Source organism: Anabaenopsis tanganyikae CS-531 (assembly GCF_029891675.1).
Taxonomy (GTDB): Bacteria; Cyanobacteriota; Cyanobacteriia; order Cyanobacteriales; family Nostocaceae; genus Anabaenopsis; species Anabaenopsis arnoldii.
On record NZ_JANQDF010000106.1, the window covers coordinates 1 to 10,966 of the forward strand.

Annotated in this window: 9 protein-coding genes; 5 read left to right on the top strand and 4 right to left on the bottom strand. The window is 42.8% G+C overall.

Annotated features, from left to right (window positions below; all coding sequences use genetic code 11):
* Nucleotides 1-282: type ISP restriction/modification enzyme (locus NWP22_RS10955; RefSeq protein ID WP_342393875.1), on the top strand; the 282-nt coding region annotated here is incomplete at its 5' end.
* Between the two features lie 320 nt (nucleotides 283-602).
* Nucleotides 603-1,781 (top strand): tetratricopeptide repeat protein, encoded by a 1,179-nt coding sequence (locus tag NWP22_RS10960; RefSeq protein ID WP_280801877.1) that lies wholly within the window; start codon nucleotides 603-605, stop codon nucleotides 1,779-1,781.
* Between the two features lie 590 nt (nucleotides 1,782-2,371).
* On the opposite strand, the gene NWP22_RS10965 is transcribed toward NWP22_RS10960, so the two are convergent.
* A complete protein-coding gene (locus NWP22_RS10965; protein ID WP_280801878.1) occupies nucleotides 2,372-4,117 on the bottom strand; it encodes an ATP-binding protein in 1,746 nt (581 codons plus the stop codon).
* Between the two features lie 178 nt (nucleotides 4,118-4,295).
* Nucleotides 4,296-4,532 carry a hypothetical protein gene (locus NWP22_RS10970; protein WP_271734975.1) on the bottom strand — a complete coding sequence of 79 codons (237 nt, stop codon included), beginning with the start codon at nucleotides 4,530-4,532 and terminating at the stop codon, nucleotides 4,296-4,298.
* Nucleotides 4,533-4,941: 409 nt separating this feature from the next.
* Between NWP22_RS10970 and lepA the strand changes: the two genes are divergently transcribed.
* On the top strand, nucleotides 4,942-6,753 hold the full coding sequence (gene lepA / locus NWP22_RS10975) for a translation elongation factor 4 (RefSeq protein ID WP_271734974.1): 1,812 nt from the start codon (nucleotides 4,942-4,944) through the stop codon (nucleotides 6,751-6,753).
* Between the two features lie 98 nt (nucleotides 6,754-6,851).
* Here the strand turns inward: lepA and NWP22_RS10980 are convergent, their stop codons facing one another.
* Nucleotides 6,852-7,310 carry a YbhB/YbcL family Raf kinase inhibitor-like protein gene (locus NWP22_RS10980; RefSeq protein ID WP_280801879.1) on the bottom strand — a complete coding sequence of 153 codons (459 nt, stop codon included), beginning with the start codon at nucleotides 7,308-7,310 and terminating at the stop codon, nucleotides 6,852-6,854.
* A gap of 183 nt (nucleotides 7,311-7,493) precedes the next feature.
* On the opposite strand from NWP22_RS10980, the gene NWP22_RS10985 reads away from it, so the two are divergent.
* Both NWP22_RS10985 and NWP22_RS10990 read left to right on the top strand, forming a co-directional pair.
* Entirely contained in the window at nucleotides 7,494-8,684 is a 1,191-nt protein-coding gene (locus NWP22_RS10985) for a glycosyltransferase family 4 protein (protein WP_280801880.1), read from the top strand.
* 213 nt (nucleotides 8,685-8,897) lie between these two features.
* The gene (locus NWP22_RS10990) at nucleotides 8,898-9,869 is read left to right on the top strand and encodes a cyanophycinase (RefSeq protein ID WP_417006620.1); all 972 of its coding nucleotides are present in this window, start codon (nucleotides 8,898-8,900) and stop codon (nucleotides 9,867-9,869) included.
* Between the two features lie 137 nt (nucleotides 9,870-10,006).
* On the opposite strand, the gene NWP22_RS10995 is transcribed toward NWP22_RS10990, so the two are convergent.
* Entirely contained in the window at nucleotides 10,007-10,666 is a 660-nt protein-coding gene (locus NWP22_RS10995; protein ID WP_271734969.1) for a Uma2 family endonuclease, read from the bottom strand.
* Between the last annotated feature and the right edge of the window lie 300 nt (nucleotides 10,667-10,966).

The following is a 10,966-nucleotide window of genomic DNA, read 5'->3' on the forward strand; positions in this document are numbered from 1 at the left end:
TTAAAAGCTGATAAAACCAAAGGGATTATCATCTTAGATGATGTAACCACATTACAAGGTATACCCAGTATAGCATGGGAATATATGTTAGGCAATCGTTCCGCCTTGGAGTGGATTTTAGATCAATATAAAGAGAAGAAATCCAAAGACCCGACTATTGCGGAAAAGTTTAATACTTACCGGTTTGCAGACTACAAGGAACAGGTGATAGATTTGTTGATGCGGGTGTGTAGGGTGAGTGTGGAAACTATGAATATTGTTAATCAGATGTCGGGTGGTTAAGATCCCCGACTTCTTAGATCATCACAGATAGTCTAGGATAACTTAGCTAGAAGTCGGGGATCTATGGGGGATCTGTGGGGCGATCGCTGTTGTATAATCTTGTGTTTGTTTGCTTTCCTTTCTAACTCCCAATCCCTGCGGTGGGGGGGTCAAACCCTTTAACAGAGTAGGATTGTTTGCGGAAATTCAAAGATATTTCCCTTATCTGTAATAATTTAACCAAAAAATAGACAAATAATATAAAATACACTTGAGTCAGATGCTGATGTATTTTCCGTAACTGCTGAAATTATCCCCCCACCCATAAAAGGTTAAAACCTATGCACCTACCAGCATTAACCAGCGCCGTCGCCTTAACAACAATAACATTGATCCTCAGTTCTACCCCCACTTGGAGTCAAACTAAAACCAATCCACACAGGTTGATGTGTTCCTCAATTCCCTATCCCGGTTGTGTGGAGAACATTACCACTGTGGGGTTAACACCTGAAGAAACAGAAAAATACCAAAGAATCATTGCTGCTAAATCTGAGTTTTTACCCAAAACTCTGTGGACATCTGCAAAAAACTCCCCGGTAGTCAGTCAAGGATTCCCAGAATTTTACAGTCAAAATCAGTCTAATCCTAATGATGCTGCTTTTTACTACAATCGCGGTAATGTTTACGTTAACCTGCAAAAATGGGATTTAGCTGTGGCTGATTACACCCAAGCTATTGCGATTAATCCTAATTATGCTGAAGCTTACATCAATCGCGGTGTTGTTTACGCTGACCTGCAAAAATGGGATTTAGCTGTGGCTGATTTTAACCAAGCTATTGGGATTAATCCTAATTATGCTGAAGCTTACAACAATCGCGGTAATGTTTACCTTAACCTGCAAAAATGGGATTTAGCTGTGGCTGATTTCAACCAAGCTATTGCGATTAATCCTAATGATGCTGGTGCTTACATCAATCGCGGTAATGTTTACAATAACCTGCAAAAATGGGATTTAGCATTGGCTGATTACACCCAAGCTGTTGGGATTAATCCTAATGATGCTGGTGCTTACATCAATCGCGGTGTTGTTTACGCTGACCTGCAAAAATGGGATTTAGCATTGGCTGATTTCAACCAAGCTGTTGGGATTAATCCTAATGATGCTGGTGCTTACATCAATCGCGGTGTTGTTTACGATAACCAGCAAAAATGGGATTTAGCTGTGGCTGATTACACCCAAGCTATTGGGATTAATCCTAATTATGCTCAAGCTTACTACAATCGCGGTGTTGTTTACGCTGACCTGCAAAAATGGGATTTAGCATTGGCTGATTTCAACCAAGCTATTGGGATTAATCCTAATGATGCTGATGCTTACGGTAATCGCGGTCTTGTTTACCGTAATCTAGGAGACATCAACAAAGCCAGGGAAAACTTCCAAAGAGCAGCGGAATTATTCCTCACTCAAGGTCGTACCGCTGATTATAAACGAGCAATTAGGCTTTTAAACTCACTGTAGCTGCAAGATCGACGACTTCTCACATGAGCACAGATAATCTAGTATAATTTAGTTTCAGCACTCCGGTATCTGTGGGGCGATAGCGAAGCGCTGCTGCAAGCAGATCGCCACCCAGGGGAGCCTGGGGTTAGAAACCCCCGTCTCAAAGCTAAAGTCAGATAAATCTGACTAGAATCTCATGTATTTGATTATCTTTAGGTAAAAGTCGGGGATCTGTGGGGTGGTTAAGATCGCCGACTTCTCAAATGGTCACAGATAATCTAAGAGGATGTTTGAAAAGTCCCTCATGGTGTATCTAATATTTTTAGATACCCCTAAATCCCCCTTGAGAAGGGGGACTTTGACTCTAGTTCCCCCCTTGAGAAGGGGGGTTAGGGGGGATCAAGAAGTGTCTAAAATCACCTGATAAAACTTATCAAACATCCTCTAAGATAACTTAGCTAGAAGTCCGGGTTTTCAACCCCTGGATATTCTCAACGACCTTAACAATTATGCCCAAATATAGTCGGATTTATCCGACTTCTGCTATTAGACAGGGGTTTTGAACCCCTGGATGCTGGATGGTGGATACCACAACATTTATAATCTTTTCAGAAAGGGGAGATGTTAACATCAGCAGCAACTAAAACAGGTTGTTGATAGAGAGGTACTGTAAATGTGACTGTTGAACCTAGTCCTTCCCCCAGACTGTAAAAATGTACCTCGCCACCCATGGCTTCTATGAGTTTCTGGGATATGACTAGTCCCAAACCTGTACCACCGTACTGGCGAGTACGTGAACCATCTACCTGGGAGAATAATTGAAAGAGTTTATCTTGTTTATCCAGGGAAACACCGATACCTGTATCAGCTACTTTTACCCTGACCATTCCGGGAAATTCCTGATTTTGAAATTTCGCCTTTTTCAAGACTAAATCAGCACTGACGTTAATACTCCCTTCTTGGGTGAATTTGATGGCATTATTCACCAAGTTGAGCATGACCTGTAGTAACCTTTGGTAATTACCATGGACAATAATCTCATCAGAAGTAGGGAGCATCTGCATTTGGAAACTCAAGTTTCTTGACTCTGCTTGGGGGCGCACAAAATTTTCTACATCTTGAAATAGATCATTGAGTTTGACCGCGGAGCAAGCAAGCTCCATTTTGCCGGCTTCAATTTTGGCTATATCTAAGATATCATTGATAATATGGAGTAGATGTATTGATAAATAATGAGCCTCACAAATAAACTGATGTTGTTCTTGAGGATCATCTGCCATGCCTTCCAAAATCAGCTTTAAAAAGCCAATCATACCGTTGAGGGGGGTACGGATTTCATGGGAAACGTTAGCGAGAAATTCGCTTTTGAGGCGGGAGGCTGCTTCGGCTTTTTGACGGGCTGCTTCTAGTTCTTTATATAGGGTAGCATGGGCGATCGCAGTTCCCAACTGATCAGCAAACTCTTTGGCTAATTCTAGTTCTGCATCTGTCAAGGGGTGAAATTCATCTTTAATAGTGATGGCAATTAGTCCATTAGCTTGGTCTTGATAGCAAGTAGCCACCACTAAGATTTTGTCCGGGTGACACAGATTATACCGGGACATCTCCATGACAACAGGTTTTAGGGTGGCCAAGGCCTTGGCAAAAGCTGGCTCAGAAGTTACATCTATTTCCCGTCCGAGCATCGAAGCTCGCTCTGGGTGGTGATACTCGGCTATGACCTGGACTCTAGAACTAGAGGGGTGGTAAGGACAGATAATGCAACGCTCTAGCCCTAGGGTTTTGCCTAAACTGTCAACTGTTTGTTGCCAAATCACATCTAAATCCAATGTCCGCCGGATATTTCTGGTAATTTTATTTACCAGCTTATGGTATGGTTGTGTGCGGACTTGATGACCCACTACATTTACAGCTAAATCTTCAGCGGGTGATTTCCTCCCAGCCACTTGTAAGAATCTTCCCATGACTAAAACTGTGGTAGCAGCAGTTCCCAATGGTGGGATCATAGGGGAAATTACCAACTCGAACTCGAGTAATTTTTGACAGCAGCTAAACCAGCATTGGAACTTTTCCGGCACCAAAGTATTTAAAATCCGGTGTAAGCGTTCCAAATAAGCGCCATTATCTACTGGGACAAAAACCTTGTCCTCATGACTTTGATTAACTATTTGCTTAGGGTTTAAGCCCAACAGTTCGCTATGCTGACAGTAAAATGTTACGTAGCGTCCTGTCCCATCTTGAGTGTATACCAACTCTGAACTTAGAGTTGGCATACAGCCATCAGTGTGATTAGGGGAACCTTCCAGATTCTGGGGAAATAAATCCGGCAATTGGGAGTTAGCAGTAAAAGTCATTAATCGAGTTGGATAGACAAATGGCACCTCAAAGCAGTTTTGCCCAAGCCCCTGGTGAAACAATTGGGGGTAAATTATTACAGCTTTGGCATCCTTACATTGGGTATTTTGGCCTTTTTTGCACCAATAGTGACAAACTTTACGTTTTCTTCATGTTTGATTTACACCTTGTTTATTTTCAGTCATTCCACTCACCCCGGGGGGGGACGGGTACGCGCCGATGGTTGCGTGTGAGTTCATCATCCCTGGAGGCCTCACCCCGCAACCATTGACGAATGGCTACCTCAATGACTTTACTGGGGTCATTGGTTAAGTGCTGAATTTGTTCTACTAACTCCGAGTCCAAGTGGACGGCGACTTCTACCTTCTTGGTGCGTTGATGCTCACCTTCGGTAGGTTTCTCTTTCATATTCATAGGTTTATATACTCAGAGATTTTTACCTCTCAAGCTTTGTCGAGGGCTGATGATCTACCATTGGAGCAATTTGCATTTATAGTGAGATAGTTACCGAAAATAACGCCAGATTAACAGCATTTGCTTTTGAATGGTAAATGTGATCAACTCCCTAAACAACAACTCCAGAATTTGTGCTGTGTAAATCAGTAGTTATAGGCAGTTAGCTAGTGTAACCCCCCACGATTTCTAGATGATTTACTGAATATATATTTATTGTAGGGTACTGGTTCGTCAATCCCATCAGGTTAAATAGACTTTAATATATATTCTTCACTCTCCGGCAACAGCGTCTTGGCTAAGAAAGGATTAAAATATATGAAGTAAATTTCTTGTTTAACCTTGATTGCTGCTTCAGCAAAGATAGTATATGACTGACGTTCCCGCAGATCGCATTCGCAATTTTTGTATTATTGCTCACATTGACCACGGGAAATCTACCCTCGCCGATCGCTTGTTACAAGCTACTGGGACTGTGGATGAGCGCCAAATGAAGGAACAGTTCCTGGACAACATGGATCTTGAACGGGAGCGCGGCATTACCATTAAGCTGCAAGCTGCCCGGATGAACTACAAGGCTAAGGATGGTCAGGAATATGTCCTGAATTTAATTGATACTCCGGGTCATGTGGATTTTTCTTATGAGGTGTCCCGGAGCCTTGTAGCCTGTGAAGGGGCGCTGTTAGTGGTGGATGCGTCTCAAGGTGTGGAGGCGCAAACTTTGGCTAATCTCTATCTGGCTCTAGAACATGACTTAGAAATTATTCCGGTTTTAAACAAAATTGATTTACCAGGAGCAGAACCGGAGCGGGTAATTAGCGAAATTGAAGAAATTATCGGTTTAGATTGTAGTGGTGCGATTCTGGCTTCGGCGAAAGAAGGAATCGGCATTAATGAAATTTTGGCAGCGGTAGTAGAGCGCATACCACCGGCAAAAGACACTACAGACGCACCCTTACGAGCATTGATTTTTGATAGTTATTACGATAGCTACCGGGGGGTAATTGTTTATTTCCGGGTGATGGATGGGAGCATTAAAAAAGGCGATCGCATTTACTTGATGGCATCAGGTAAAGAATATGTCGTTGACGAGTTAGGTGTACTGTCTCCCAATGAAAAGCAAGTTGAAGAACTCCACGCCGGGGAAGTAGGCTATTTTGCCGCCGCCATTAAAGCTGTAGCTGATGCGCGAGTGGGGGACACAGTTACCCTATCTAAAGCTAAAGCCCCAGCCGCATTACCAGGTTACACAGAAGCCAAACCCATGGTATTTTGTGGGATGTTCCCTATTGATGCTGACCAGTTTGAAGACCTGCGGGAGGCTTTAGAAAAGCTGGGACTCAATGATGCAGCTCTGCAATATGAACCGGAAACTTCTAGCGCCATGGGTTTTGGCTTCCGTTGTGGGTTTTTGGGGTTACTGCACATGGAAATTGTCCAGGAACGTTTAGAGCGGGAGTATAACCTGGATTTAATTATTACAGCCCCTTCAGTTGTTTACCGTGTAGTCACTAACAAAGGTGAAGAACTGTATATAGATAATCCCAGCCATTTACCGGCTCCCAACGACCGGGAAAAAATAGAGGAGCCATACGTTCAAGTAGAAATGATTACGCCAGAAGGCTACGTCGGCACCTTGATGGAACTGTCCCAAAATCGCCGGGGTATTTTCAAGGATATGAAATATCTGGCCCAAGGACGTACTACCCTGACATACGAGTTACCTTTGGCGGAGGTGGTCACTGACTTTTTTGATCAAATGAAGTCGCGATCGCGGGGTTATGCCAGTATGGAATATCATCTCATCGGCTACCGGGAAAATCCCTTGGTGAAGCTGGATATTATGATTAACGGCGACCCCGTTGATTCCCTAGCGATGATTGTACACCGAGATAAAGCCTATGGTGTGGGGCGGTCAATGGCGGAAAAACTCAAAGAACTGATTCCCCGCCATCAATTTAAAGTGCCAATTCAAGCAGCGATCGGTAGTAAAGTCATAGCCAGTGAACACATCCCCGCTTTACGCAAAGATGTGTTAGCTAAGTGCTATGGTGGCGACATTAGCCGCAAGAAGAAACTTTTACAGAAGCAAGCAAAGGGTAAAAAACGGATGAAATCTGTGGGAACTGTGGATGTACCCCAAGAGGCTTTTATGGCTGTGTTGCGTTTAGACCAGGGCTAAAGAAAACCCTGCAATATGCTCCACAATTAAAACCTGTGTAGAGACGTTCTGTGAGAACGTCTCTATTTTTTTTAGTATTTATACGTAGTAATTAGCTTTTAATGTTGCTTTTGATAACGTCCAATCAATTGGGCTGTTGCCAAAATATGATTTGCCATCGCTGCTTCTAATTCTGCTTTGGTGATGCCAAAATCTAGCCCTAAAGGCGCATCTAGGGCGTAAAGTTTAAAAAAATAACGATGGGTACCACTGGGTGGACAAGGGGGAGTATAGCCCAATTGTCCAGTATCATTTTTACCCTGGATCCCACCCCCTGCTAGCAAGGGTTCTGTGGGTATCCCCTCCGGTAAGTTCCGGGTCTGGGGGGGTAAGTTAAAGAGAACCCAATGTACAAATGTGCGATTGGGAGCGTCGGGGTCATCCACAATTAAGGCAAAGCTACGGGTTTGAATGCTGACATCTTCCCATTTAAGTGAAGGAGAAATACCTTGACCTTCACAAGAAAATTTCATGGGAATCATACCATCTGCACAAAAGCTGTCACTTAGCAGTTTCATTTACACTCAAAGTCAAGAAATGTGGAAATTAAAAGTATCCTAAACATCAGAAAGTCTTTTCTCCTCTTCCTCTGGTTGTGTTATCTTGATTTATCGGCTCTATCCAAAAAATTAGTAAATATACTCACTACAATTACTATGTTGGTCTTTGTAGATAAATTAGGCTATTGGAGAGTTTCATAAATGAAGATACTGGCGCTAAGTTGGGAATTTCCACCGAGGTTAGTGGGGGGAATTTCCCGCCATGTGGCGGAGTTATATCCGGAACTGGTAAAGTTAGGACATGAAATTTACCTGATTACCGCAGAGTTTGCTCAAGCATCGATGTATGAGCTGGTTGAAGGTATACAGGTGCATCGGGTACCAGTTGCACAAAGTCGCGATTTTTTCCACTGGGTAGGTAATCTTAACCAAAGTATGGGAGATCACGCTGGAAAACTAATTCTGGAGGAAGGACCGTTTGATTTAATTCACGCTCATGATTGGTTGGTAGGAGATGCGGCGATCGCTTTAAAGCATAACTTTAAAATCCCCCTGATTGCTACCATCCACGCCACTGAATACGGGCGACATAACGGTATTCACACGCCTATTCAAGGTTATATTCATCACAAAGAATATTTACTAGCCTATAACGCTTGGCGAATTATTGTCTGTACAGACTATATGCGGCGAGAGGTACAACAAGCCTTATACAGTCCTGCAGACAAAATAGATATCATTTATAACGGTATTCGACCAGAAAAGAAACAACACGACGAAAGCTTTCATCCCCAAGAGTTTCGCCGCCAATTTGCCGCCGACCATGAAAAAATTGTTTATTATGTGGGTCGCATGACATACGAGAAGGGTGTGTCTGTATTACTTAATGCTGCGCCCAAGGTGTTGTGGTCAATGGGTGGTAACGTTAAATTCGTAATTATTGGTGGGGGAAATACCGACCATCTCCAGCATCAAGCCGGGGAGTTGGGAATTTGGGACAAGTGTTATTTTACCGGCTTTCTCTCTGATAAATACTTGGATAAATTTCAAACCATTGCCGATTGTGCTGTTTTTCCTAGTCTTTATGAACCCTTTGGTATTGTGGCCTTAGAAAGTTTTGCTTCCCGCGTGCCAGTAGTAGTATCAGATACTGGTGGTTTCCCGGAAGTAGTCAAACATACGCAAACAGGGATTGTCACCCAGGTAAATAATCCCGACTCTTTGGCTTGGGGAATTTTAGAGGTTCTAGAACATCCCGGTTATCGCCAATGGTTGATTGATAATGCTTACAGGGATTTAGCCCAGCGGTTTAACTGGACAAAATTAGCCCAGCAAACACAAACAGTTTATCAGCGCGTCATCCAAGAGCGATCGCAAGTTGTCTGGCTTTAAAACCAACTATCTACACAGTGATTATGCGAGAATAACGCCGAGAAATAAAGATTACCCCTGGTTATACCGCGTAAAAAAACATTACAACCCCTATACGCTGGAAATTTCCCCCTTTTTGGTGCGAGAGTTAGCAATAATTGTGGTTTGCACCAGCAGCTTAGTATGACCAAGGTATTCCCAAGCATAGCAAAGTGGTTCAGGACTATCAGAACCATGTTGAGGAAGATGGGAACCGCCCTCATAGCATTCCTAAACCCCGACATCCCACCAGAAAAAACTTTAGATTTACGTCCCCCCTCAGTCACACCCTTAGCAGGGCCTGTGCATATTTTAGGTGGAGGCGGTCCAGATGTAGAAGAAGCCATTCAGTGGATGATTCATCAAGTCCGGGGATCAACTAGCTACTCCACCAAAGTTAATGTTGTCGTACTTCGCACTTCCGGTAGTGATGATTACAATCGCTTAATTTATAATATGCAGGGAGTCAAATATGTAGAGACTCTGGTAATTAGTAACCGACAGGATGCGAATAAATCCGAAATTATCGAAAAAGTCAAAAATGCGGACGTAATTTTCTTTGCAGGTGGCGACCAATGTGAGTATATCCGTAACTGGAAAAATACCAAATTAGAAGCTACCATTAAATCAGTTTATGCCAAAGGCGGCGGCATTGGCGGCACCAGCGCCGGGGCGATGATTCAAAGTGATTATGTCTATGATGCTTGCGCTTCCTCCCAAGAAGGTATTGAAACCAGAGAAGCTCTCGAAGACCCCTACCGAGACATCACTTTTACTTACAACTTTTTCCCCTGGAGTCATTTAACGGGGACCATCGTTGATACCCATTTTGACAGACGCAAAAGAATGGGGCGCATTATGGCTTTTATCGCCCGTCAAATCCAAGATGGCGTATCGAAGAGCGTTTTAGGGATAGCCATTAGCGAAGAAACATCTGTGACTGTCGATAAATTTGGTATGGCTAAAGTCATGGGTAGAGGCGCTGCATATTTCGTTTTAGGAGACCATCCCCCAGAAATATGCAAACCCCGCACACCTCTAACATATTACGACTATAAAATCTGGCGGGTTCCCTATGGTGATACCTTCAACTTAAGAAATCTCCCCACCAGAGGTTACTATCTCAGGAGTGTAAAACGGGGACGGTTTGATTCCGACCCTTATTAATTGAGAACTTCACCCCAACCGCTGATGGGGTGACAAAGGAGGCTGAAAACAAGACAGTGTAAACAATGTAACAAGTCAATCAGACCAAGATAACTGCGGCTTATGAAGTCTGTATTGTAGCTTATTTTGTCGCCCCGTTAGGTATTTGGGTCAATTCCCCTTGCTTGTAACCTAGCTAAAAGAGCTTGCAATTCTTCCTCTTGGGTAGAATATCTATTACCATTTTCGTCATACCAATATAACCATTCCCTCGTTCTACCTTGATAATTTCCCTGTTCCTTCCCAATACCTAAACCTACTTCTGACATCCAAATTTTATCCCCTGGTTGAAGGATGTATTCACCATTAAATAAGCGATAAACTTCTAAACGTTGACGTTTGCGACGTAAGCGTGTAGGGGCATAAATAACATAATATAAAATGCCTAATTCTGCATAGTCTAATTTCTTTTGCTCATATTCGTAATTGTAGGTTTGAGAAACAATTTCTAAGGCTAAAATTGGAGGAATACCATCTTCTTCCCAAAGTACATAACTAGAACGTCCATTTTCACCAACAAAGCGTTCCACTCCCAAACTTAAAAAGGCATCTGGGACTATGGCAGGTTTACTTCCTGTATAATAAATTCCCATATTAATCCCAAAAAACCAATCATCTCGCTTTTGCCAAATATTGACTAGGATCGCTAATAATAAATTGGGAATTAAAATTTGTAGTTCGTTATCCACTGGGGTATCGTCTGAATCTGGTAATTCTGCTGAAGAAGGTAAACAATGTAATGTATTGTAATTTAACATATAAGTCTCCTATTTGATTGTTGCGAAACTAGGTATATATCATTTCCCATACTCGTGAGGTACAAATTTTTTTAGTTTGAGGGAACAGGGAACACACCGAACAGGGAACACACCGAAGGATTGGGAAGGATTGGGAAGGATTGGCGAACACAGCGAAATAATAAAATCCAGTCCCCTCCCCTTACAAGGACAAGACTTGGTGGACAAGGTGGACAAGGTGACCACCGGAGAAAAACAGTACAAAGTCTGTATTCTTAGTAAGAAAAATAGCCCATTAAAAGACCATTGTCCGTATAAAAT

Coding starts and splice junctions, on each gene's coding strand:
- NWP22_RS10960 (WP_280801877.1), top strand. CDS start 603: ATGCACCTACCAGCATTAACCAGCGCCGTCGCCTTAACAACAATAACA.
- NWP22_RS10970 (WP_271734975.1), bottom strand. CDS start 4,532: ATGAATATGAAAGAGAAACCTACCGAAGGTGAGCATCAACGCACCAAG.
- NWP22_RS10995 (WP_271734969.1), bottom strand. CDS start 10,666: ATGTTAAATTACAATACATTACATTGTTTACCTTCTTCAGCAGAATTA.
- NWP22_RS10980 (WP_280801879.1), bottom strand. CDS start 7,310: ATGAAACTGCTAAGTGACAGCTTTTGTGCAGATGGTATGATTCCCATG.
- NWP22_RS10965 (WP_280801878.1), bottom strand. CDS start 4,117: ATGACTTTTACTGCTAACTCCCAATTGCCGGATTTATTTCCCCAGAAT.
- NWP22_RS10985 (WP_280801880.1), top strand. CDS start 7,494: ATGAAGATACTGGCGCTAAGTTGGGAATTTCCACCGAGGTTAGTGGGG.
- NWP22_RS10990 (WP_417006620.1), top strand. CDS start 8,898: ATGTTGAGGAAGATGGGAACCGCCCTCATAGCATTCCTAAACCCCGAC.
- lepA (WP_271734974.1), top strand. CDS start 4,942: ATGACTGACGTTCCCGCAGATCGCATTCGCAATTTTTGTATTATTGCT.